Annotated in this window: 18 protein-coding genes; 11 read left to right on the top strand and 7 right to left on the bottom strand. The window is 66.5% G+C overall.

The features are described 5' to 3' along the window. Positions 1–11 precede the first annotated feature (11 nt). Together asnB and AC0685_RS31480 are read left to right on the top strand one after the other, a co-directional pair. A complete protein-coding gene (gene asnB, locus AC0685_RS31485; protein WP_478228811.1) occupies positions 12–1,865 on the top strand; it encodes an asparagine synthase (glutamine-hydrolyzing) in 1,854 nt (617 codons plus the stop codon). Beyond that, the gene (locus AC0685_RS31480; RefSeq protein WP_478228810.1) at positions 1,865–5,605 is read left to right on the top strand and encodes a non-ribosomal peptide synthetase; all 3,741 of its coding nucleotides are present in this window, start codon (positions 1,865–1,867) and stop codon (positions 5,603–5,605) included. The genes asnB and AC0685_RS31480 overlap by 1 nt, the downstream gene beginning before the upstream one ends. On the opposite strand, the gene AC0685_RS31475 is transcribed toward AC0685_RS31480, so the two are convergent. From AC0685_RS31475 to AC0685_RS31465, 3 genes are all read right to left on the bottom strand, one after another. Continuing rightward, positions 5,589–5,807: a ferredoxin gene (locus tag AC0685_RS31475; RefSeq protein ID WP_340681973.1), complete on the bottom strand. Its 219-nt coding sequence runs from the start codon at positions 5,805–5,807 to the stop codon at positions 5,589–5,591. The genes AC0685_RS31480 and AC0685_RS31475 overlap by 17 nt on opposite strands. Further along, positions 5,800–7,002 (bottom strand): cytochrome P450, encoded by a 1,203-nt coding sequence (locus AC0685_RS31470; protein ID WP_478228809.1) that lies wholly within the window; start codon positions 7,000–7,002, stop codon positions 5,800–5,802. Before AC0685_RS31470 ends, AC0685_RS31475 begins: the two co-directional genes overlap by 8 nt. 63 nt (positions 7,003–7,065) lie before the next feature. Continuing rightward, positions 7,066–8,247, bottom strand: coding sequence for a GNAT family N-acetyltransferase (locus AC0685_RS31465; RefSeq protein ID WP_478228808.1), 1,182 nt, complete (start codon positions 8,245–8,247; stop codon positions 7,066–7,068). Between the two features lie 112 nt (positions 8,248–8,359). On the opposite strand from AC0685_RS31465, the gene AC0685_RS31460 reads away from it, so the two are divergent. The 7 genes from AC0685_RS31460 to AC0685_RS31430 all read left to right on the top strand — a co-directional run bounded on the left by AC0685_RS31460 (position 8,360) and on the right by AC0685_RS31430 (position 17,714). After that, positions 8,360–9,622 (top strand): MFS transporter, encoded by a 1,263-nt coding sequence (locus tag AC0685_RS31460; protein WP_478228807.1) that lies wholly within the window; start codon positions 8,360–8,362, stop codon positions 9,620–9,622. Positions 9,623–9,939: 317 nt separating this feature from the next. Then, positions 9,940–11,286, top strand: a complete 1,347-nt coding sequence (locus tag AC0685_RS31455; RefSeq protein ID WP_340681969.1) for a lysine N(6)-hydroxylase/L-ornithine N(5)-oxygenase family protein — start codon at positions 9,940–9,942, stop codon at positions 11,284–11,286. A gap of 12 nt (positions 11,287–11,298) precedes the next feature. Then, entirely contained in the window at positions 11,299–11,958 is a 660-nt protein-coding gene (locus tag AC0685_RS31450) for an FMN-binding negative transcriptional regulator (protein WP_478228806.1), read from the top strand. After that, entirely contained in the window at positions 11,955–13,532 is a 1,578-nt protein-coding gene (locus tag AC0685_RS31445) for an amino acid adenylation domain-containing protein (RefSeq protein ID WP_478228805.1), read from the top strand. Before AC0685_RS31450 ends, AC0685_RS31445 begins: the two co-directional genes overlap by 4 nt. Before the next feature lie 14 nt (positions 13,533–13,546). Then, positions 13,547–14,848, top strand: a complete 1,302-nt coding sequence (ccrA, locus tag AC0685_RS31440) for a crotonyl-CoA carboxylase/reductase (protein WP_478228804.1) — start codon at positions 13,547–13,549, stop codon at positions 14,846–14,848. Positions 14,849–14,859: 11 nt separating this feature from the next. Next, on the top strand, positions 14,860–16,287 hold the full coding sequence (locus tag AC0685_RS31435) for a methylmalonyl-CoA mutase family protein (protein ID WP_478228803.1): 1,428 nt from the start codon (positions 14,860–14,862) through the stop codon (positions 16,285–16,287). A gap of 302 nt (positions 16,288–16,589) precedes the next feature. After that, the gene (locus tag AC0685_RS31430; protein WP_478228802.1) at positions 16,590–17,714 is read left to right on the top strand and encodes a response regulator receiver protein; all 1,125 of its coding nucleotides are present in this window, start codon (positions 16,590–16,592) and stop codon (positions 17,712–17,714) included. Between the two features lie 139 nt (positions 17,715–17,853). Here the strand turns inward: AC0685_RS31430 and AC0685_RS31425 are convergent, their stop codons facing one another. Further along, entirely contained in the window at positions 17,854–18,189 is a 336-nt protein-coding gene (locus tag AC0685_RS31425) for a hypothetical protein (RefSeq protein ID WP_478228801.1), read from the bottom strand. A gap of 280 nt (positions 18,190–18,469) precedes the next feature. Between AC0685_RS31425 and AC0685_RS31420 the strand changes: the two genes are divergently transcribed. Further along, positions 18,470–19,066, top strand: coding sequence for a hypothetical protein (locus AC0685_RS31420; RefSeq protein WP_478228800.1), 597 nt, complete (start codon positions 18,470–18,472; stop codon positions 19,064–19,066). A 304-nt stretch (positions 19,067–19,370) separates the two neighbouring features. On the opposite strand, the gene AC0685_RS31415 is transcribed toward AC0685_RS31420, so the two are convergent. After that, positions 19,371–21,017, bottom strand: a complete 1,647-nt coding sequence (locus AC0685_RS31415; protein ID WP_478228799.1) for a WXG100 family type VII secretion target — start codon at positions 21,015–21,017, stop codon at positions 19,371–19,373. A gap of 98 nt (positions 21,018–21,115) precedes the next feature. After that, positions 21,116–21,895 carry an SDR family NAD(P)-dependent oxidoreductase gene (locus AC0685_RS31410; RefSeq protein WP_478228798.1) on the bottom strand — a complete coding sequence of 260 codons (780 nt, stop codon included), beginning with the start codon at positions 21,893–21,895 and terminating at the stop codon, positions 21,116–21,118. Between the two features lie 85 nt (positions 21,896–21,980). Between AC0685_RS31410 and AC0685_RS31405 the strand changes: the two genes are divergently transcribed. Next, positions 21,981–22,832, top strand: a complete 852-nt coding sequence (locus AC0685_RS31405; protein WP_478228797.1) for a helix-turn-helix transcriptional regulator — start codon at positions 21,981–21,983, stop codon at positions 22,830–22,832. On the opposite strand, the gene AC0685_RS31400 is transcribed toward AC0685_RS31405, so the two are convergent. Next, the gene (locus tag AC0685_RS31400; RefSeq protein WP_478228796.1) at positions 22,782–24,014 is read right to left on the bottom strand and encodes a PucR-like N-terminal domain-containing protein; all 1,233 of its coding nucleotides are present in this window, start codon (positions 24,012–24,014) and stop codon (positions 22,782–22,784) included. The two genes, AC0685_RS31405 and AC0685_RS31400, sit on opposite strands and share 51 nt — an antisense overlap. Positions 24,015–24,066: the final 52 nt, after the last annotated feature.

Here is a 24,066-nt window from a genome sequence, read left to right as displayed (position 1 = left end):
CAGGAGTCGACGTGTGTGGAATTGGCGGAATCATCTCCTTCAGCTCGGATCTCGGCGGACGGGATCAGACCGCTGACCGGTTCGCGGCGGCGTTGCACGACCGCGGCCCCGAGTCGGGCGGCCGCTGGTTGGGGCGGCATGCGCTGCTGGTGTTCACCCGGCTCGCGGTCATCGACCCGATCGGCGGTAGCCAGCCGATGGTGGGCGCAGATGCCGAGGACGGTGCGGAACCGGCCGTCCTCGCGTACACCGGGGAGATCTTCAACTTCGTGGACCTGCGCCGGGAGCTGACCGGGCGTGGGCACCGCTTCATCACGGGAAGCGACACAGAGGTCGTGCTCCGTGCCTTCGAGGAATGGGGACCCTCGTGCGCGGAGCGGCTGCGGGGGATGTTCGCGTTCGCGGTCTGGGACGCGGCGAAGGAACAGCTCCACCTCATCCGTGACAGGTTCGGGATCTATCCGCTCCACTACACGCTGACCGACGAAGGATTCGCGTTCGCGTCGGAGCCCAAAGCGCTGTTCCACACCGGACAGGCACGGCCCGTCGTCGACCACGACGGCCTGCGCGAACTTCTCGGCTATACGCCGACCCCCGGCCTCACGGTCTTCCGAGGTGTCAGGGAGGTGATGCCCGGCGAGATCGTGACCTTCGGCCGAGACGGGCTCAGCAGGCGCCATTACTGGCAGCTCCCCGCCCGGGAGCACACCGAAAGCCTGTCCGAGACCATCCGCACGGTGCGGGAGCTGCTGGAAGACAGCATAAAACGCCAGGTGGTCTCCGATGTACCGCTCGGGGTGATGCTCTCCGGTGGCCTCGACTCCAGCATCGTGTCCACGCTCGTGGACCGTGAGGTCGGCGCGGGGGCCGGTGGTGACCGGTTGCGCACCTTCTCGATGGAGTACGGCTACAACCTCGCACACTTCCGTCGCAACGAGATGCACGAGTCCCCGGACAGTCCTCACGTGGCGACGATGGTCGAGCGCCTCGGCACCGACCACAGCGAACTGCTGGTGACCACCGACGACCTGATGGATCCGCTGGAACAGCTGGCCGTGGTGAGCGGGATGGACCGGCCGGTCGTAGGCCTGGACACGCATGTCGCGTTCCGCCGGCTGGCGGCCCGGATGCAGCCGACCGCGACGGTGGCGCTGTGCGGCGACGGCGCGGACGAGTTGTTCGGCGGCTACGTCTGGTTCCAGGATCCCTGGTATGTCCGGGCCAAGACCTTTCCCTGGATCGGGCCTTTCCACGGAATGGAGATGTACTCGGGGCTCGTCGATCGGCAGCTCTACCAGGAGCTCGATCTGCCCGGCTACATCGACCAGCGCTATCAGGAGGCGATCGCGGAGACCCCGCTCACCGGAACGGAAACCGCTGAGGAACGGCGGATGCGGGAGATCACCTATCTCAATCTCACCAGGTATCTACGGACGGTTCTGGATCGACGAGACCGCATGGGTCAGGCCGGCCCGTTGGAAGGACGTGTGCCTTTCTGCGATCACCTCCTCGTCGAGTACGTCTACAACATCCCCTGGGCCATGAAGAATCTGGACGGCAGGGAGAAGGGCCTGCTGCGCGCCGCGGTGACCGACCTGCTGCCGGAAAGTATCCTGTGGCGCGGCAAGTCTCCTTTTCCGACGGCGCAGGATCCGGCCTATCGCCAATCCTTGCGCAAACAGCTCCAAGTGATCAGCGAGGACAAGGCCAGCGGTATCGCCGGCTTGCTGGACGCCAAGCGGGTCGAGGCGGTGCTGTCGGATCCGTCCGAGGGGCTTGGCGCGGGCGTGAACCGGCTGAGTATCGAAGCCGCCATCCAGCTCTATTACTGGACCACGGACTGTGGCGTCGAGTTGGACTTCTGATGCTGTCTCATTCCCAAGAACAACTGTGGTTCCTTCACCGGATGGAGCCGTCGGCCGCCTACACCGTTCCGATCGCCTACGACGTCATCGGAGCGCTGGACGTCGAGGTACTGCGTGAAGCACTGGGAACGCTGGTCGAACGCCACGAGATCCTGCGCACGGAGTACGTGGACGTCGACGGCATCCCCACAGCCCGGGTACGGCCTCCGACGCCACTTGCGTGCCCGCTGGTGGAACTGACGTCGGGCGAGCCGGAGCTGCGGGAAGCCTTGCGCGCGGAGTGTTTCCGGCCGCTCGATCTCGGCGGACCGCACCGCTTGCGGGTCACCCTCTATCGCTTGAGCGCCGGGCATCATGTGCTGCTCCTGATGTTTCATCACATTGTGGCCGATGGCTGGTCGGTGCAGCTGATGGTCGAGGAGATCGGACGGCACTACCGGGCCGGGGGAAAGGACACCTCGGCGATCGAGCCGCCGCAGTTCGCCGACCACGTCCGGACGGAGCGCGCCTCCGGAAGCGAGGAGGCGATCGGCGAGCATCTCGCATACTGGCAGAAGCGGCTCGCAGGCCTCGAAGACGTGGAACTGCCCGCGGACCGGCCTCGGCCGATCACCGCGGGGGCACATCACGGCGAACTGCTTCGACGCGAACTGCGGCCGGGGCTCATGGCCGACGTCGAGGATCTGGCGGTGCGTGAGCAGGTATCGCCGTTCATGGTGATCCTCGCCGCCTTCGCCTGGACGCTGAGCCGCACGACCGGCAGTACCGACATCCCGATCGGTGTGCCGACCTCAAGCCGGGCGAGTGCCGAGTCGTTCGACACCGTCGGCCTGTTCGTGAACATGCTCGCCGTCCGCAACCGGATCGACGAGACCTTGCCCTTCGCCGAATTCCTCCGGCAGACACGGGACGCCCTTCTCGCCGATCTCGGCCACCGCGAGGTCCCGTTCAGCCAGGTTGTCGAGGTGGTCGGCCCGCCGCGTCATCGAGGTGCGAACCCGTTGTTCCAGACAGCGCTCGGCTTCGAGCGCGGAACACCGGACCAGATTCTGGCGCCCGGGGTGGTCTTGCGGCCAAGAGACAGCCGGGAGATCGCGACCGGGCAGGTGAAGTTCGATCTCGACATCCAGGTGTCGGCGGCCGGAGACGGTTCGCTTCTCTATGTGGAGTACTCCAGCGATTTGTTCGACCGATGGCGGATCGAACAGCTCCTGGACCACTTCGAACACGTCGTGACGATGGTGGTCGCCAAACCGCGGAGCCCCTTGCGGGAGATCACGCTGACGGACCCCGCGACTCGAAAAGAGCTCATCAAATCTCTGACCGGCCCGGAGCGGCCGGTGCCCACGGTGGACCTGCACGACTCCTTCGCACATTGGGTGCACGTAGCACCATCGCGGATCGCAGCCGAGTGTCCGGACGGCACCTTCACCTACGCCGAGCTCGACATCAGGGCGAACGCCGTCGCCGGGAAACTGCGGCACGCCGGCGTCGAGCCGGGGGACCGGGTGGCCGTCAAGGCCGATCGCGGGGTAGCGCTCTTGGCCGCTGTCCTCGGCGTTCTCAAAACCGGAGCCGCCTACTTGCCGGTGGATCCGGAAGCGCCTCGGCAACGGGTGGACAAGCAGTTCGCCGACTCAGGTGTCCGAGTCATGGTGGATGGCACGGAGGTGCGCGCGGTCGGCGCGGGGGATATACGCAGTCCGTCCGGAAAGGACCGGCGCCGTCCCGCCTACGTCCTCTACACCTCCGGTTCGACCGGACGTCCCAAAGGCGTACTGGTGTCCCACGAGGCCGCAGCCGACTTCGTGCGCCAGTACGGCGACTGTTTCGACATCGGTGAAGGAACCAGGGTCCTCCAGTTCTCGAACCTCACCTTCGACGTCTCGGTCCTGGAAATCTTCACCGCCCTGTGCCGCGGCGGGACCGTGTGCATGCCTTCTCTCGAAGTGATCCGCGCACCAGACGATCTCTCCGACTACCTGCAGAACGCGCGCATCGACGTGGCGGTCCTGCCACCGACCTTCGTGGACCTCGTGCCACTCCGGCCCGACCTGCCGCTCCGGTTGCTCGACATCGGTGGCGAGGCGTTCCCCGCTGAACTCGCGGCTCGCTGGGCGGCGCGGGGACGGGAGGTGGTGGTCAGTTACGGGCCCACGGAGGCGACCGTCATCATGGCCTGGCATCGCTGCGGGCCGGACGAGGTCGATCCCCTGCCTTTCGGGCGACCGCGGGCCAATTCCCACGCTTACGTGGTCGACGCCTTCGGAGACTTGGCCCCGGTCGGGGTCCCGGGCGAGCTGTGGATCGGGGGAGTGAGTGTGGCCGAAGGCTACGAAAACGCCCCGGAGGCCACCCGTGAGGCTTTCGTGCCGGATCCGTTCGTCCCCGGTCGCGGGACGGTCTATCGGACGGGAGATCGGTGCGTTCTGGGTCGCGACGGTGAGCTGACCTTTCGCGGCCGGCTCGACAGTCAGGTCAAGATCCGCGGATTCCGGGTGGAACTCGGGGAGGTCGAAACGGTTCTCGCCGGCCATCCTGACGTGCAGCAGGTGGTGGTTCACCTGGTGGGTTCCGGCGCCGATGCCCGGGTCGCGGCCTGGGTGGTGCCCGCTCCAGGCAGTAGCTGTGACCCTGCCCGGCTGCGGCAATGGCTCGGCGAGTCGCTTCCCCACTACATGGTGCCGAGCTCGGTCGACGTGATCGACGCCATCCCCTTGACCCCGCACGGGAAGGTCGACCGGTCCGCGCTCCCGTCACCGGGCGCATCCGCAGGTTCCCCGATGGCTCAGCCGCGGACAACCGCGGAACGGCACGTCGCCGAGGCGTTCGCCGCGACACTGGGCATCGAACAGGTCGGGATCCACGACGGTTTCTTCGAACTCGGCGGCACCTCGCTCCGGATCGTGCGCCTGCTGGCCGAGCTCAGGCGCCGGCTGGGGATCTCCTTGCCCGTGGGCGACGTTTACGCCGCTTCGACCGTCGCGGAGCTCGCGGACCGGGTGGCGGTCGCGCCCCAGCAGGCGCTCCCGGTACAGATTTCCGCCCTGACCAGTAGCGCTCGGCTCGACCGCGAGGCGGCACCGGTGTTCTTGATTCACCCGAGTTCAGGCTCGGCGCTCTGCTACGCCCCGCTCGCGCAAAAGGCCGGCTCGAGATTCCAGTGCTGGGGGATCGGAGCGGAGGAACGGCCGGGAGGACCTCTTCCGACGTCCGTGACTTCCATGGCGGACCAGTACGCGGACTTGATCACCCGGTTCTGCGCCGACCGACCGGTGTACATCGCGGGGTGGTCCTTCGGCGGGATCATCGCGCAGGCCGTGGCCCACCGGCTGCGGCAGCGGCAGCAACACGAAATCGCCGGACTCGTTCTCGTCGACGCCGTCCTGCCAGACGGCTCACTCCCCGATGAGAAAAGACTCGCGAGCGATTTCCGTGCTGAGATCGCGCTGACGCTCGACAACCGTGACGTGAGCGAGTCTCCGGAACTACGGCATCGGCGCCGGCTCTACTCGGCGATCGTGCGTGCGGTCCACCGCCACCGGCCTGCCCCGGTCGATGTACGGACACTGCTCGTGTCGGCATCGGAAACCGTTGTACCCACGAGGAAGTGGACTGAATTCCTCACCGGGGCAGTGATCGAGGAAACGCTTTCCAGCGATCACTTCGGCCTGGTGACGGAACCCGCTGTCGGTCGGCTGACCGCTCTGATGACGGACTTCGTCACGGAGTCTCGCTGACGTTCAGCCGAATCGCGCCGGACGGGCAGTTGTAGGCCGCCGCCTGCGTCACTTCGTGCAACTCGGCTCCCGGCGTGGCCACCCTGACGATGACGGTTCCGTCGTCTTCCCGTTGCGTGAACACCGCCGGAGCCGTCAGGGCACAGACTCCCGTGCCCATACAGACATCGACGTCCGTCTCGATCTTCAACTGGTCAGGCATCCCACTCCACCGGCAATGATTTGACCCCGTACACACCCATGTCGTGCCGCATCGCGATCTCCTCCGGCGGAAGGGTCACCCTCAGGCCGGGAAGCCGCCGGAGCAGTACGGAGTAGCCGATCCGCAACTCCGCGCGCGCCAGCTGCTGGCCGATGCACTGGTGGATGCCGTGACCGAAGCCGACGTGACCGGTCGTCGTGCGCCGCAGGTCCAGTCGGTCGGGGTCGTCGAACCTCAGCGGATCACGGTTCGCGGCGGGAAGCGACACCAGCACCACTTCGCCCCGTTTGACCTGCACGCCTTCCAATTCGACGTCCTCCAGCGCGCCGCGGAACGGCCCGATGTGGATGATGGTCTGGTAGCGCACCAACTCTTCGATCGCGTTTTCCAGCAGCGTCATGTCATCGAGCAACAGGGCGAGCTGGTCGGGGTTCTGCAAAAGCGCATGGATGCCGAGCGCGATCATGTTCGCGGTCGACTCCAGGCCGGCGACGATGAGCGTCACCCCTGCCCCGGTCAGTTCCTCGTCGGTGAGGTCGCTTTCGGTCAAACCACTCAGCAGATCCTCGCCCGGATCGGCCCGCTTGGCGGCGACCAGTTTGCGGACGTAGTCATGGATGTACGCCCAGGCATGGCCGGAGCCCGTGCTGGTCGACTTCATGTCGACCAGCACGTTCGTCCGTTCGAGGAAAGCCTCGCGGTCTTCCAGCGGCACACCGATCAACTCGCAGATCATCTGCGACGGGATCGGCACCGCGAAATCGCGTTGGAGATCGGCGGGAGGCCCGACCCGGAGCATCTCGTCCACACAGGCGTCGGCGATCTCGGTGATCCTCGGCTCGAGCGTCGCCATGCGCCGTACCGTGAACTGCCCGGCGAGGAGACGGCGATAGCGCGTGTACTCCGGCGGGTCCAGACGACTGAACATCCCCGGCAGCGTCGGCACGTGCCGTGTCTGTGTCCGCGCGCGTTCGACCGGCCAGTGCCGGAATTCGTTGCGGTTGCTGAACCGTGGATCCGCGAGAACGGTCCGGGCCAGCGCATGGTTGGTCACCAGCCAGCCGCGGTGGCCATCGGGGAATACCAGCCGCGAAAGGGGTGCTTGCTCCCTGAGCTCGCTGAGCTCGTCGGGCGGATCGAAGGGGCAGGAGCGCGTCATCGGAAGACCGTGGATTTCCGGGATCATCTCCACCATGAAACAAACGTAGCCGGGATCCGATCGATCGCCAAGGGATTCGTTATCGAACCGGGCGTCCGATCAATCGGCGCCGGGAAGCGGCGCCTGGGGACTCCACTTCGCGGTGAGGAACTCCGTCGCTCGCTCGCCGTTCTCCTCCTGGAACTCGTCGAAGCTCTGGCGGTTGTGTTCGCGAACGGCGGCCGACCAACCACTTGCTCCTTCGGATGACGGTTCGACCAGTGCCCACTTCGGCTCGATCGTCATTCCTCGCGACACTTTGGCGTGCAGCGCTTTGATCCCGAAGTCGATCGTCGTCGCCCCTCGTGCCAGCGCACATTCGATGGGCAGGTAATAGCCGAGGTTGAAATAGAGCGCCGTCCTTCGCGCCACCTCGTAGTCCAAGCCCAGCCACGGGACCACCCATTGCGACCCGTTCACGAATCCGCTCACCGCGCCGACCAGGCGCCCTTCGTCGCGGCAGGTGAGGACCAAGGTGTCCTCGCCGAAGCATCGCGCTTGCGCCTCCAGGTTCTGGCGGAGCCCTGCCGGGTCGGCCGGGGGATAGCCATGTTGGCGGTAGGTGAATTCGAAAAGCGCGGCGATCTCGTCGAAATCATCCGGTAAAGTGGCGGGGCCCCACACGAGCCCACTGTTTTCGAAGATGCGGCGTTCTCGGCCGATTTCCTGGCGCCGCCGCTTCGGGAGAGTGTGGAGGTACCCCTCGAAAGTCGTGGCCGGGAGATCCAGCGTGGCGACGGTGTTCAGCAGTCCGACCGACGGGTGCCCATACCCCGCCTCGGAGAGTTCGGTGAGCCGCGCCTGTGGCACGCAGAGGAAAGCGGTGTACTCGGCTCCCAGAGAAGTCGCGAACTCCCGGAAGGTCTCGACCATGGTCCGAGCAAGTGAGGCTCGCTCCCCGGCGGACACATCGGGCCGGATGAGCAATCCATCGTTGTGATATCCGTAGGCCGTCCCACCCAGAACCGCGAATCCCGACGGCGACGCGGCTTCCGAGTGGATGACCTTGGTCAGTGTGAAGGGCGACGGTGTCTCGTCCGGCCCACCGGAGTAAGTCGGCAGGGCCGCGATCAACTTGCCGTCCTCGTCGTGCCACAGCAGATACGCGATTTTCGTGGTGAGCCGGTCTTCGAGAAACCGCTGCCAGCGGTGACAAGCGAAAAGCGAGGAGCCTTCGGCCACGGCGTCCCACTCGGCCGGCGGGATCTCGTCGATCGAGTCCGCCGTGACCCAGGTGGTCATCGGTGCGGCTGTTCTCTCATTGCTCGGGTTCACAAGCGGCCTTTCACGGAAACGGAGATCGAGGAGTCGAAGGCTGCGCGTCGACGACTACCATCCGATACATTGTCATACCGTGCCGGTCCGGATGTCTCCAGAGCCCTTGCAAGAGGAACCCAACCCTCACCGCACTCGCAGCCTGAACCTGTGGTTGTCCGGCGTGAGTCTGTCGCTGTTCGGCGATAGCGCACTTTGGCTGGTAGCGGCCCTTTGGGTGAAGAGTTTGACCGGCAGCGACGGCGCGGCGGGTATGACCTTCCTGGCTTATCTCGCCCCAGGTATCATTGCGCCGCTGTTCGGAGTGGTCGTCGATCGGGTGCGGCGCAAGCGGCTCGTGTTGACGATCAACCTCGTGCTCGCTCCCGTCACGTGTCTGGTGCTGTTCGCCACCACGAGTTCGGACGTGTGGATCATCTACACGGTGCTGGTGATCACCGGGTTCGGGACGAGTCTGCACAACGCCGCGGGTGGCGCGTTGCTCCCGAGGATCGCCGGACCGAAGGGGATCGGCCGGGCGAACGCGAAACTGCGCACCCTGAAAGAGATCAGTCGTTTGTTCGCGCCGGTCGTCGGCACCGCGCTTTTCGCCGCGTCGAGCGTGGAAGCGGTGGTGGTGATCAACGCCGCGACCTATCTGGTCGCCGCGGTGTGCGTTTGGCTGGTGGACGTCGATGACCCCAAGCCACAGTACGAGCGTGGTGAGCCTCTCGTGCGCCAGATGACCGCCGGCGCGCGATTCCTGTGGCAGTGCGCCCCACTTCGGGAGACCGCTTTCACGCTGGTGGGCGTGCTCGCCGTCTTCGGGTTGATCCAGCCGACCGTGTTCGCCCTTGTGTCGAACGGCCTGCAGCTCTCTGTCACTTTTGTGGGCGTACTGAGCAGTTGTCAAGCGGTCGGCGCCATCGTCGGCGGAATGGTCACCGTCCGAATGGTCGACCGGCTTGGTGCCCGTCGGCTGCTTCTCTGCGGGCTGCTCCTATACATCGCAGGACACGCCGCACTCCTGATACCGGTCCCGATCAGCGCGATCGCGGGATTCGTCGTGATCGGTGGCGGAATCGCCCCGGTGATCGTGGGTTTCTACACGCAGGTGCAGCATCTCGCCCCAGACAGGATGCTCGGCAGGGTGTCCGCGGTCGCCGATTCACTCATCAGCCTGCCACAGGCCGGATTCATCGCGCTCGGCTCCTTGACGATCGGGACGATCGGACACGGGCCGATGCTGATCTTCATGGTGACGGTGCTGGTGTTCTCGACGCTGTACTACCTTTCCCGGCTCAGGGCGACACCGACGCCGGAAGTCCTGGCACCGCAACCTGCTCGTATGGCAAAGCCGTGAGGACCGGACACCGGATTCACCGTGCCCGCTCCCGGCCTTCGCAATCGGAATGTTTGCGCACCACGTATTCGCACGGCAGTATGGGGCATCGTGGAGACGGACGAACCCTGATGGGTCGCTCCTCCTTTCACGGGAACGGCTGATTCGCAATGGGGGAATAGATGCTATGTGCCATCGCCTGTAGACGCTTCGATCCCGTAGCCCCGAGGCCGTCGGTCTCTGCCACCGTCTCCGGTAGCCCTCGCCGCAGTCCCGGTAGACCCGGCTGGTTGGCGTAGTTCGACTGCTGCCGTGACGAAACGACGGAGGGATCACCGATGGCGTACGAGTCAGAGGCGGACGATACGGCGGACGTCGTGGGCGTGGGTTTCGGTCCGGCGAACCTGGCACTCGCCATAGCCCTCAGGGAACGGGCATCGGCCGAGTCCGCCGCGGCCGTCTTCAAAGCGCGCTTCTTCGAGAAGCAGCAAGAGTTCGGCTGGCATCGCGGCATGCTGATCGACGGCGCGACGATGCAGGTGTCATTCCTCAAGGACTTGGTCACGCCGCGCAATCCGACGAGCCGGTTCGGATTCTTGTCCTACTTGCACGCCAAAGGCCGTTTCGCCACGTTTCTCAACCGCAAGTCCTTCTATCCACTTCGTACCGAGTTCCACGACTATCTGGCTTGGGCGGCCGATCAGCTCGCCGACGATGTCGACTATGGCAGTGAGGTCGTCGAAATACGACCGGTCACGGATGCTCGCGGCACCACGGCCGCCGTCGACGTGGTCGTCCGCGGACAAGGTGCGCTGTCGACCGTGCGGACGCGAGCCATCGCCGTCGCGTCCGGGCTCGAGCCGGTCCTTCCCGCGGGTATCGAGGCGGGGGACCGGATATGGCACAGCTCGGACTTGCTCTACCAGGCGGAGAAGGCGGCAACAGGGACACCTGCCCGTTTCGTCGTGGTCGGCGCCGGGCAGAGCGCCGCGGAAGTGGTCGGCTATCTGCACGAACGTTTCCCGCAGGCGGAGGTGCACGCGGTGTTCGCGCGGTACGGCTTCAGCGTCGCAGACGACAGTTCGTTCACCAACGAGGTCTTCGACCCGGTCGCCGTCGACCGGTATTTCACTTCTCCGCCGGACGTGAAGGCGATGCTGCTCGACTACCATTCCAACACCAATTACGCGGTCGTCGATGACGACACCATACGAGACCTGTATGACCGTGTGTACCGGGAAAGCCTCAGCGGGGTCCGGCGTCTGCACGTCCACAATGTGTCCCGGGTGCGCGGTCAAGAGGTCGGTACCGACGACGTGAACGTCCGGCTCGAGTTCCTGCCGACCGGCGATGTCACGGCGGTCCGGGCCGACGCTATCGTCTACGCGACCGGCTACCGCCCCGGTGATCCGCTGCGATTGCTCGGCGAGCTCGGAACGCGATGCCTGCGCGACGAGCGCGGGAACATCCAGGTGGGGCGCGATTACCGGGTCCGGACGACGGACGACGTGAAAGTCGACATCTTCCTGCAAGGTTCCACCGAACACAGTCACGGCATCTCGTCCAGTCTTCTTTCCAATGTGGCGGTACGAGCTGGGGAGATCGCCGATGCGCTGGAGGCGTCCGGAAGACCCGCCCGGCATCCCCGTAATCGATCGTCGAGTGTGTCTCTGACTGAACACTGAAGGAGTGATCCGGTGTTCGTTCCCGAGCTCTATCAAGTACGCGACGAGACGTGGCTGCGCGACGTCATGCGGGACCATCCGCTGGCGACGCTCAACACCAATGGGGCGGACGTTCCCTATTCCACGCATCTCCCGGCTCTGCTCGCGCCCGCCATTCCGGACGATGCGCCGCTGGTCGGCTCGGAAGTGATCGGTCACCTGAATCGGGCCAACCCCCATTGGCGATCCCTTTCCGACGGGATGCGGGCCCTGCTGGTGTTCCAGGGGCCGGGCGCCTACGTGACTCCGGCGACGTATGGCCTGGACCCGGCGGCCCCCACCTGGGATTTCGTCTCCATCCACCTTCATGGCCGGCTCCGTCTCGTACAGGACCGCGAGGAGACATTCGAAGTCATCCTGGCGACCGTGAAACAGCTGGAGAGCACGCAAGGCGAAGAGTGGGATCCGACGTCATCGCTGGAATACTTCCGGCGGATTCTGCCGGGGGTCGGGGCGTTCCGCCTGGAGATCGAGGGTGTCGACGCGATGTTCAAGCTCAGCCAGGAGATGCCCGCCGAGATGCGGGAACTGGTGATCCGGCATTTCGAAGACCGTGAGGGAAACCGTCGGAAGTTGGGGCGCCTGATGCGCGAGCACGGACACTGTGCGGTGAGCCAGGAGGCGGGGGCATGACGGACGCCGGTCTCCCGGTCTCCCTGTGGGGTGGCGACTCGAATCCGACCTGCCTCATCACTGCGTTGCTGCGGACAGCCGCCCGGCAGCCGCAAGCGATCGCGGTCGTCGACGGCGAGGACCGGTTCACCTACGCGGAACTCCTGCGATGGGCCCAGAGCCTCGCCGCTCTGCTCGACGAGCAAGGCGTCGCCACAGGAGACCCTGTCGCCGTCACGGGCGAGCGTGGTGCGCCCACCATCGCGGCGATGCTGGCGACGGGGCTGCTTGGAGCCGTCTATGTACCTCTCGATCCCGCCTATCCGGAGTTGCGGCTGAAGTACATGCTCCAGGACAGCGGCGCCAAGGTGCTGCTCCACAGTGGACCGGACCCGGCCTTGAGCGATTCGCCGGTACCGCTCCCGATCCCCGCTTTCGACTCGCTTTCCGTCGCCGACGAAGTGGTCGTCTTCCAGCCGCCCGCCACCTGCGACCCGGATACCGCCTTCTACATCATCTATACCTCGGGCTCAACCGGCTGGCCCAAGGGTGTCGCGATCCCGCATGGCTGCCTGGACAACATGGTGGAGTGGCAGGCTTCGCACTCACCGCGTCGGGACCTGCGCACCGCTCAGTTCGCCCCGCTCAATTTCGATGTCTACTTCCAGGAGGTACTTGGCACACTTCGCGGTGGCGGCACAGTGGTCGTCGTGCCGGAACGGCTGCGCCGTGACCCGGTCGGTCTGCTCGCTTGGCTGATGGAACACCGCGTCGAGCGGATGTTCCTGCCTTACGTGGCCCTGCAGATGCTGGCGATCGTGGCGGAGGCGACACCTGATCTGGCCGGGATCCAGCTGGTCGAAGTTAATACCGCGGGCGAGCAACTGGTGGCCACCAAGCAGATCCGTGCGATGTTCCGACGGCTGCCCGGTGCCCGGTTGGTCAACCATTACGGCCAGAGCGAGTCCGCGATGGTGTCGTCGCACATCCTGCCCGCCGATCCCGACGAATGGCCTGCTCTGCCACCGATCGGTGTTCCCTTGCCGGGCTGTGAGCTGCTGATCGATCCGGAGGACGAAGAATTGCCGGACGTCGGTGAGTTGCTCGTAGCCGGATCACCGGTTTCCCTGGGCTACACACACCGGCCGGAACTCAACGCGGAACGCTTCGTCACCGTCGCCCCCACGCCTCATGGCCACACACGGGTCTTCCGCACAGGCGACCTGGTGCGCATCCAGGACGGTGTCGTGCAGTTCATGTCCCGTCTGGACAGCGACGTCAAGATCCGCGGGTACCGCGTGAACCTGACGGAGATCGACGTCCATCTGCTGAGCAGGCCCGGCGTCGAGGCCGCGGCCTGTGTAGTCGTCGAGGCGAGTACCGGTACGCGAACCCTGCGGGCAGCCGTCACCGCGTCGGAGGAAGGTCCGCCACCGGACTGGCACGCCATTTCCCCCTATCTGAGCGAAGTGCTTCCCGAGGCATCGCTGCCTTTGTCGCTGACTGTTCTGCCCTATCTGCCTCGTACGCCGAGCGGGAAGACAGACCGCGACGCGGTCGCCGCGCTCATTGTCGAAGACATCCGAAACCGATGAGATTGGATGGGAACTTGGACGCTCTCGCCGAAGCTGTAGTCAAAGGTGCGCCCAGGGAGGATTTGGAACGCATACCGGTGCCTGACGAATTCGTCGCGGTCCACACACGCACCGAAGACGTCGGTATGTTCCAAGGTGTCGAGGACAAGGATGTCCGGCGCTCGTTGCGAATCGGTCCGGTGCCGATGCCGGCGTTGGCGGCGGACGAGGTCCTCATCGCGGTCATGGCCAGCGGTATCAACTACAACACCGTGTGGTCGGCGACCTTTGATCCCGTCCCGACATTCGCCTTCCTCAAGTATTTCGGACGGCAGGGTGGCGACGCGGCTCGTCACGACCAGCGGTTCCATGTACTGGGCTCGGACGCGGCAGGCGTCGTGGTGCGTGCCGGCTCCGGCGTTCGCCGCTGGGCCGTCGGCGATCATGTCGTGGTCGCGACGGCGCATGTCGACCATGAGGAGCCATCGACGCACGGAGACAGCATGCTCGGCGGCGAGCAACGCGCTTGGGGTTTCGAGACGAATTTCGGCGGTCTGGCGCAGTACGCGGTGGTCCGGGCGAGTCAACTGCTGGCGAAGCCCCCTCATCTGACCTGGGAGGAGGCCGCCGCCAGTCCGCTGTGTGCGGGTACCGCTTATCGCATGCTGGTCGGTGAGCACGGGGCGCGCATCAAGCAGGGCGATGTCGTCTTGATCTGGGGCGCGGCCGGCGGGCTCGGCGTGTACGCGGCACAGTTCGTCCGGAACGGTGGTGGCATCGCGGTCGGTGTGGTCAGCTCGGAAGAGCGCGCGGAAAGTGCTCGGTTGATGGGCTGCGAGCACGTCATCAACCGGCGCGAACTCGACCTCGAAGATCCGGTGACAGGTGGAAAACAACTCGGCAAGAGAATCCGGAAAGCGGTCGGTGACGATCCGCACGTCGTCTTCGAGCATGTGGGGCGCGAAACGTTCGGCCTTTCGGTTTTCGTCGCCGGGCGTGGCGGGACGATCGTGACTTGCGGATCGAGTACCGGTTTTCAGCACGAGTTCGACAATCGCTATTTGTGGATGCGCCTCAAGCGGGTGATCGGCAGCCATGGGGCGAATCTCCAAGAGCAATGGGAGGTCAACCGGCTCATCACCCTCGGACGCGTCAAATCAGCCCTTTCGGTCGTCTACCCCTTGGCCGAAGCCGCCGAAGCAGCACGGCTGGTGCAAGAGAACCTTCATCTCGGGAAGGTCGGTGTGCTCGCGCTGGCTCCCGAAGAAGGACTCGGCGTGACCGATCCGGTGATGCGCGAAAAACTCGGTGCGGACATCGCGCCGTTGATGGCCTGAAGGGGGCATAAATGGCAGGGCCCGGCGAGTACCCCTATGACGCGGGTATCCACCCGACCGGATACACCACCAAAGTCTGGACCATGCGCCAGCTCGCCGGTTTGAGCACTGCGGGCTCTACGAACGAACGTTTCCACTATCTGCTGGGCCTTGGCGAGACCGGCCTGTCGCTGGCGTTCGACCTGCCGACGCAACTCGGCCTCGACCCCGACGACCCCCGAGCAGAAGGCGAAGTCGGTCGTACGGGTGTTTCGATCGCCACCGTCGACGATCTCGCGGAGGTGTTCAAAGGTATTCCCTTGGACCGGCTCTCGGTGTCCATGACCATCAACGCCACGGCACCGATACTGCTGGCCATGTGGGTGGTGGTGGCCGAGGAGTCGGGTGTCGATCCGACTTCGCTGCGCGGGACGCTCCAGAACGAGATGCCGAAGGAGTTTCTGGCACGCAAGGCCTACATCTACGACATCGACACCAGCATGCGCTATTCGCTCGATGTTCTGGAGCACTGTATTCGCCACCTGCCGACAGTGAATCCGGTGTCTTTGTCCGGCGGACACGCGCGCGAGGCGGGGGCCAGCCGGGCGCTTGAGGTGGCATGTGGGATCGCGGACGCGGAGGTGTACCTCCAAGGCATGGTCGACCGCGGTCTGGGGGTGGACGAGGTGGCTCGACGGTTCACCTTCATCTTCGGTGCGCACATGGAATTGCTGGCGGAGGCCGCGAAGTTTCGTGTGGTGCGGTCGCTCTACGCGCAGCGGTTGCGAGAACGCTGGGGAGCGACAGACGAACGCGCGATGAAGATGCGGGTACAGGTCAACACTTTCGGTTCCGCGCTCGCACACCAAGAACCGCTGAACAATGTGGTCCGCTCCACGATCCAGGCGCTCGCGGCCGTGCTGGGCGGGGTGCAGTCCCTGCACGTGTGCAGTTTCGACGAGGCATATCAGACGCCGGGGGAGTTGGGTGCCCGTATCGCGCTGCGAACCCACCAGATCATGGCGGAGGAGACGGACGTCGCCCGGTACGTCGATCCGCTAGGTGGTTCGGCGGTGATCGAGCGGATCGCGGCGGAGATGAGGTCCGAGGTGGAGGACTGGCTCCGCCGGATCGAGGACCATGGCGGCATGCTCGGCAGTATCCGGAGCGGGTGGCTGGAGTCCGAGATCGAAGATCTGGCTCAACGTGAACCAGGGCCCCGGGTGGGAGTCAAGGACCAGCTTCGGTCCGAGACCGAAGAGGTCGTTCTCCAGCGGGAGCGCCATAAACCCTTGCCGTCGGTTCAACGAGGGGTGGAGCGTCGGGCCTGCGATGCCGAGTTGAAGGCGATACGAGACGCGGTGGCGAGTGGCGTCAACGTGATGCCCACCCTGATCGAGGCGGCACGGGCTCGTGCCAGTCTCGGCCAGATGTGTGAGGCAATGGCGCCGCAAGACTGACCCCTGGTGTGCGGGCGCCGCGTCACGGTGGCGGCTTCAGACCGTCACCGTGACGAAATGGGATGGCCATCTGGCATGGCGGGCTGAACCTGTTACCGGCCGTAACGTCAAACGCGTTTTCAGAACGGTCGTTCAAGCCCGTTTCGGGGGCGATCAAGGGCCCATGCGGTAGAACTCGAAGCTCCGGAGAGCAGTCTCCAAACTTAGCTACAAAATGTATCTTCTGTAGCTAAGTTAGGTTATAGATAGTGATACCGATACCTCGGTTACGCGTTTTGTAAGTCTCAAGGTAGGCTCCGGTCATGGTCGAGAACGAGGATGCGGTCGTCGAGGACCGTGTGCCAGAGCAGGCGCGATGTGGATTTCGCAAGTGCCGGCAACCGCTGCCGCCGCCGGGACCGCGCGGGGGTCGGCCCTACGAGTTCTGCCCTGATCGGACGTGGCCGGGCGGAAAGAGCTGCAAGCAACTGGCCGCGGCGGAACAGGCATTACGGGAGGCGCTGGGCGACGAGGCATTGCCCGCTGCGGCGCTGACCGAGGCCGGAGAAGCCTTCGACCAGGCCGCCGCCGCGGTGATCGATCCCCTGCGAACGTTGAGTAACGCGCTCGACGCTGTCACCGCGCACCTGCGCGACGAGATCACCTCGGCCGTCAGTCAAACCGAGGCAGCTCGGGAGGAGGCGACGGAAGCCAGACGGCAACGGGACGCAGCGCTGGAGCGAGCGGTCGAGGCCGAGCAATCGGCCGACGCGGCGGCTGAAGTAGCCCGGGTCGCTGAACGGGCGGAGTTTGCGGCCAGAGCGACAGCTGACGAGGCGGTCGAGGCCCGGTCTGCCGCCCAGTTGGCGCAGGCGACGGCAGAGTCGGCCACAGCAGTGATCACTCAGCGAGCAAAGGAAGCCGCTGAGGAAGCGGCCGAACAACGAACCCGTGCCGACAAGCTGACGGCCGCACTCTCGACCCGTGGCGAGGAACTGGCGACACGGACTGCCGAACGAGACGCCGCACGAGATGCACTCAGCGAATCAGAGAGGCAGCGCAGAACGTGGGAGCGGCTCCTGGACTCGCAGAAGACCGAGCTGACAACAGAATTGGACACACTCCGCAAGCAGTTGCAAGATCAAGGTGCCCGCCACCAGGAGGCCATCGAGGAGCAAACGGCACGCGAGGCTGCATCACAGGAACAACTCGCAGACGTCCGAGCCGAGTTGGCAGCTGCGCTCGGCGAACTCGCCGCAGCTCAGGCTCAGGCCAGCCAGGTCCAAGCGCGACACGAGCAGGTCGCGGCGACGCTGTCCCGCATCCGACAGCGCGCCCTCGCCGCAACAGCGGAACCGTCAACTGCGCTTCGACACGACCTGTTGGCAATTCTCCTTGGCGACGACCTGGCAGAGACACCAGCGTCAGCGACGCCTGACCTGCCGTAGGCCCCCCGCGCGCGTCCTGTTCCGGCGAAGATCTATTGGTCGGACATCAGTCGAGGCCACCAGGGGCCGATGTCGCGCCGGTCGACCTCCTCTACCTAGATCGATGCAGGGGGGAGAGAACGTGCTGGGTCGACGTCGATCAGGACTTCAGCAGATCCGGTTGCCGGGGGCGAGTTGTACCGAACTGGCCTCGGGGCCGGCGTCGCGGCCAGCTCAGGCCAGCCGTCCGGCGCTCGAAGATCTCGTGAGCAGCGACGTCCGCACGGCGGGCGGCGCGTGTGTAAGGCCGGAGCAGGCCAGGCCGCGAGGCACGCTCGACGTCGATACGCGGCAGGTCCCGGCATTCCTGGGCCGGCCCTTCCAACCCGGACGCCTGCGGCCCGATCGGCATCAGGTCCCGGATCAGCCAGTCCGCCAGCCGCGCGCTCGCCGACGGCGAATTCGGGACCAGCAATCTCCTCACCGGTTCAGTCACAGCGCAGCCCCCGCTCGCGTCCCCATCCCCCGGTACGTCTTCGCCCGCGAGACCTTGCCTGCACGCGCCGGGCCGGGAGTTCGCAGTGCCGACCGGGCGCTCGTGCTCGCAGGCTACTCCCGTTCCGCCATTCGGCCCGTGAGGTGATCCAGGTCCGGATGCGGATCGACATGGGTGAAGGCGCCACGAAATCCTCGTTTTCGCTGCGAAATGTCGTGGGTAGCCGGTACGCTGGCTGCTCCGATTTCGCTCAAGCCGCAGAGAAGTAAGGGGAAGTCCGATGGCCGCGATGACTCACGACCAGACGACGACCGACCCCCGCGCGCAGGCGAGGTCCACTCACGCACACCTCCTGCGCGGCGGCCGGCTTCGCCCGATCGAGGACTTCTCGTTCCTCGCGCGCACCACCGACGAGCACACGCTCGCCGTCCAGACGGGGCTGACCTACGCGCGGTTGTGGGAGCACGCACCGCAGATCGTCCATGGCGGGACCACCGTGATCGCCGGGCCTGAGATGCCACCGGTGGTCGCGGGCTACCTCGTCGGCGCGACGATCAGGAAGATGCTGGAGCGGCGGGCTCTGCGCAGGCACGCCGGTCTGCAGTGGCGTACCCGCGCGCTGTGGCGCGCGGTGCTGACGACGCATCGGCTGTGGGTCGAGCTGCCCGGTGGCGGGACCACGGAGTGGCTCAACCTCAACTACGAGACGATCACCCGCCTCACGCTCATCGGCGATCGGCTCGAGCTGCACTTCGCGCAGGCATGCCCGCTGGCATTGACCGGCCCGTGGGCGCCGTGGTGCGCCGCGGTGATCGCCCACTACCGCTACGGGCAGGACGCGGCCGGGGTGCTTCCCGGGTTGAACAGCGCCGTCTAGCCGAGGCTGAAGAGTTATTGAGGGGTAAGGCAAAGACGGCGTGGCGGGTTCAGAATCGACCGCCTCGAAGGGCGCGGCTCGGTCAGGCGCGTTCCGGATCCCGCCGACCGCCGCTCCTCGCTACTGGAACTCACCGACACCGGCACGCAACTCGTCCATGAAGCGGACGAGACGTTCGCGGCCATCGGCGCGCTCATCCAGACGGCCCTCGACCCCGCGCGACGCCTAGCAGGCACTGCGGCAACTCCTGACCGCGCTCGAACACGACAGGATCGGCACACCCGCCGCCTGAAGAGCGGCCTGTTCAGGGGAGAGCTTTACCGAGCTTTTCCAGCCCCTCGCGGATCCCGTCCTCGATCCGCCGGTACGTGTCGGCACCCGTGACCAGGCTGTCGGCGATGCCACCGACCGTGTCCACACCCGCCGTCAGCCGATCCCCGGCGGCGCTGATGTGCTTGGTCAGCGCCTCGCTGAAGGTGGTGGCGGCGGGGACCTCGCCGAGCAGGTGCGACACCAGTTGCAGCCGCGACACCGCGCCGGCCGCCGTGCTCAACGTCGACGTCGCCCCGTCCAGGACGCCCGCGGCACCGACCAGCGAATCGGGATCGGTTTCGTATCCGGCGTCGCCGGGGGAGAGCGCGCCGTCCGGATCGAGCCCCAGCTCCTCCAAGGCGATCCTGGTCAGCTCGGGCTCGTCCCACTTCGAACCCGGGTTCTTCTGGTAGCCGTAGGCGCCGGATTCGTGCGCCAGCACGATCTCCCCGTCGATCTCGACGGCTTCCTCGACACCGTGCGAGTCGTAGCCGTCTTCGTTGCCGGGCTCGCCGCCCTTCAGCTCGATCTCCTCACGATCGTTGAAGTCGTACCACTCCGGCGTCCGATCCTGCCGATAGAACTTGCCGCTGTGCCCATCGGACGAGGAGAAGATGAACTCGTCGTCGCGTACCACGACGCCCTGGACGTTGTTCGGTGTCTCGATCGGATCTCCGGCCTCGTCCGGCTGGGGTGAGCCGTCCGGGCCGACGGGAATTTCGTAGAGCCGGTTGTTCTTGTAGTCACCCACGAAGAGCTTGCCTTGGGCGTAGGTGACATAGCTGTGGGCGGGCGTCGGAACCACGTCGATGGCGTCGACCGGCTTGCCGCTGTCCTGTGCGGCGTCGAGTTCGGCCTTGTCGTAGACGTACACATGTTCGTTGGACGACACCCAGACGTGCTCGCCGTCCGTCGCGACGCCACCGGTATGGGTGGGCGCGCCGACGTCGCCGTTGCCGTTGAGATAGACGTTTCCCGTTTCCACACCGGTCTCGTAGTCGACGTAGGTCAGCCTGCTCGGCGTCAGCCCTGGCCCGATCGGGCTGTCGCCGGAGCCGTCCCCATCGCCGTCGTGGTACGAGCCCACCAGCAGGTTCTCGCCGTCGTAGGCCAGACCTTGGGATGTCCACGGCTCGCCTGGGTTGACGCCGCTGATGTCGGCGTCGCCCTCGCTGTCCCAGCCCTCACCGCCGCCGTCGGTCGTGGCCGCCAGCGCGGTGAGCCTGCTTTCGTAGGTCTGCTGGGCCACGGTCAGCGCCCGGACGGTCTTCATCGCGATTTCCGGCGCTTCGAGGAGGTCGCTCAGGCCGAGTTCGCGCCAGGGCTTGATGGCGGCGTCGGCTGCCGTCCGCAGGGCGGTGTACGCCTTCGCGGCGCCCTCGACGGCCGCCTCCACGGTGTGGAGCCGGCCGTACACCTCGGCGACGGCCCGCGAGGACGCTTTCGCCTTGCCGACGAACTCGGCCGCCGCCGTGCCACGCCATGACCGTGCCGCCCGCAGCGCGCCGTCGGAGATCCCGTCCGCGACCGTCTGCAACGACGCCCTGGTGTCGGCGATGGTGGCACCGACCTCGGCGATACCCGCCGCGTCGCCCGAAGTGAGCTTGGCGTAGAGCGGTTCGGGATCCAGGAACGGCATCGGCTTCTCCTCGGGCAACCACTGGTCAGGGTGGGTCGTGCGCGTTCAGACGCCGACAGGCGGACACCGGTTCCCGCGCATCACCCACCCCGCCCGGGTCAGGACAGCATGCCGCCGTCCACCCGCAGGACCGTCCCGGTCACATAGGAGGCGCGGTCGCTCAGCAGCCACGCGGCGGCCTCGGCGATCTCCTCGGGTTCGGCCACCCGGCCCAGTGGCGTGCGCGCGTTGAGCCGGTCGAGGATGTCCGGCGAGCTCTTGACCCACTCGTCGAACATCTCGGTCAACGTCGTGCCGGGGGCGACGACGTTGATGCGGATCCCTTCCGGGCCGTAGGTGGTGGCCGCCGAGGCGGTGAGGCTGTTGACGCCGCGTTTCATCGCCCCGTACGCCGGGAGTTCCGGATTGGACATCAGGCTGCCGACACTGGTGTTGTTGACGATGGCGCCGGTCTTCGCGGTGGCCCGGATCGCCTCGATCTCGGCGACCATCGCCAGCCACGGGCCTTTGAGGTTCACCGTGTAGATGCGGTCGAAATCGGCCTCGGTCACCTGGTCCATCGGGCCCGGTGGCACGTTCGTCGCGCCGTTGTTGAACGCGACGTCGAGCCGGCCGTGCAGTTCCACGGCACGGCCGACGGCCGCGCGGATGCTCGATGGGTCGCCGAGGTCGCACACCACGTGGTCCGCGACGCCGCCGTCCGCGCGGATCTCCTCGGCCACGGCCTTCAGCTGGGACTCGGTGCGGGCGGCGAGCACGACGCGGGCGCCTTCCCTGGCGAACAGCCGCGCGGCGGCGGCGCCGATACCGCGGCCGGCGCCGGTGATGAAGGCGACCTTGCCGTCGAGCAGGCCCGGAACAGTCGTTGTGTTGGTCATGGCACCGAGAGTTCCTCCGCCGTCGGCGCGTATCCAGGCACCGGCGGTACCTGGCTGACGTACCGCCATCGTCCACACTGGAGTGGTGGACAGACGACAACTCGCGGACTTCCTGCGCACCAGGCGCGAGCGGATCACTCCCGCGGACGTCGGCCTCCCCGCCGGGCGCCGCCGCCGTACTCCCGGGCTGCGGCGTGAGGAAGTGGCACAGCTGGCGTTCATCTCGACCGAGTACTACACCCGGCTGGAGCAGTCCCGTGGTCCACGGCCCTCTCGTGAGGTGCTGGCCGGGCTGACCAGGGCCCTTCGGTTGTCGGACGTGGAACGCGATCACCTGCATCACCTCGCCGGCGCGCCGCCGGGACCACCGCCCGGCCCGTCCCGGGAGGTCCGGCCGAGCCTTCTCGCGCTGTTGCACCGTCTTCCGCAGGCGGCGGCGATCGTACTGTCGGCGACCTACGAGGTGCTCGCCTGGAACGACCTCGCCGCCGCGTTGATGGAGGACTTCTCCGCACTGCCGCGGCGGGACCGTAACCTCGTGCGCCGCGCGTTCCTCGCGCCGCGGCCGGACGGGCGGCGGCTCTACGGCGTGTCCGATGTGGACGAGTTCTCCGCGAGCGCGGTCCGCAACCTCCGGGCCACCGCGGGTCGTTATCCCGACGACCCCGAGGTCACCGGGCTGATCCGGGAACTCCTCGACGGCAGCGAGGAATTCGCCCGGCTGTGGGCAGCGCACGACGTGTGCGCCGCGCCCACCCTGTGCAAGACCTTCCGGCATCCGGTGGTCGGCCCGGTCAGCGTGAACTGCGACGTCCTCGACATTTCCGACCGCGATCAGCAGGTCGTGATCTACACCGCCGACCCCGGAACGCCGTCGGAGAACGCCTTACGCCTGCTGTCCGTCGTCGGGACGCAGCGAATGGACGCCCAGCTCTGAACGGTTTGTAGGTTCCCTCGATACCAGCGGATCGATTCTCAGCGCGATCGCCAGCGCGAAGCGCCCGGCCGGATCGTCGATCGTGCCGCCGAAGAGCGTCCGCAACTGCCGGATCCGGTACCGGACGGTCTGGACGTGGACGTGCAGTTCGAGGCCGATCGCCTGTGGCTGGTCCGGCCGGGCGAGCCACGCCGCGAGGGTCGTGGTGAGCCGTTGCCTCGCCGGTTCGGGCAGACCGGCCAGCGGCGCGAGGACGTCCTTCGCGAACTCGGCGGCGAGTTCGGGATCGGCGGTCAGCAGCAGATCGATGCGGTGGTCGACGGTGTGGACCAGCGGGCTGTCGCCGAGCGCGCCGGTGCGCGTCAGCCGCCACAGCGCGCTCGCCCGGCGGGCGCTGAGCGCGGCCGAGCGAAGCGGTACGGCCGGGCCGACGCCGGCCTGGTCGTCGCCGAGCAGGTCCCGCAACCGGCCGAGGTACCACTCGAGCCGGTCGGCGGGCATGACGATCGCGGTCAGATCATGGTGACGGCCGACCAGCACCCGTCCCGGCATCCGGTCCAGCAGCTGCGGTGCCATATCGGCGCTGGTGACGGCGATGACGAGCTGGTCCGGCAGCACCCATGCGGCTTGGTTCGCGACGTCGTCGAGCTGGTCGCGGGTGGCGGCCGGTTCGGCGAGCAGGAGGCCGAGGAGCCGGTCGCGCCGTGCTTGCCCGGCTCGCGCCGCCTGTGATCGCGCTTCGGCGTACCCGTCGGCGGCCGCCGCCGAGAGTTCCGCGATGAAGGCGAACAGTGCTTCACCGAGTTCGACGATCGCCTGGGTCGGCAGATCCACCGCGGGCGCCGCCGAGGTGAGCTGCCGCCAGACGCCCAGCGCCGCCGATTGGTAGAAGCCGAGCATCTCCTCGAGGCTGCGGCCGGCGGTGTGCTGGGCCCGGCCCTGCGCCCGATAGACCTCCCGGTCGGTTGTGATGTCGGGATGGCCGATCTCGCTGAAGAAGGCGTGCAGGGCGACGTCGAGGGTGACCTGGAGGTTCGCCGCCGTCCGGTCGTCCAGCGGGGTCCGGAGCCCGGCGCGGACCTGGTCCATCGCGGCGGACGCGATCGCGGCGGTGTCCGGCTCCAGCCGTGTCAGCACTGAAGCGTCCAGCCTGCGCCAGGGCTGTGCCGACGCCTTCGTCATAGAGGGAACCTACAAAACCCCGATCAAGAACGCGCGCCTCCGTTCTAGTGGT

Source organism: Amycolatopsis sp. NPDC043889 (assembly GCF_056435645.1).
The sequence above is the reverse complement of the archived record's forward strand: the minus strand, read 5'-3'. Positions and strand labels throughout refer to the sequence as shown.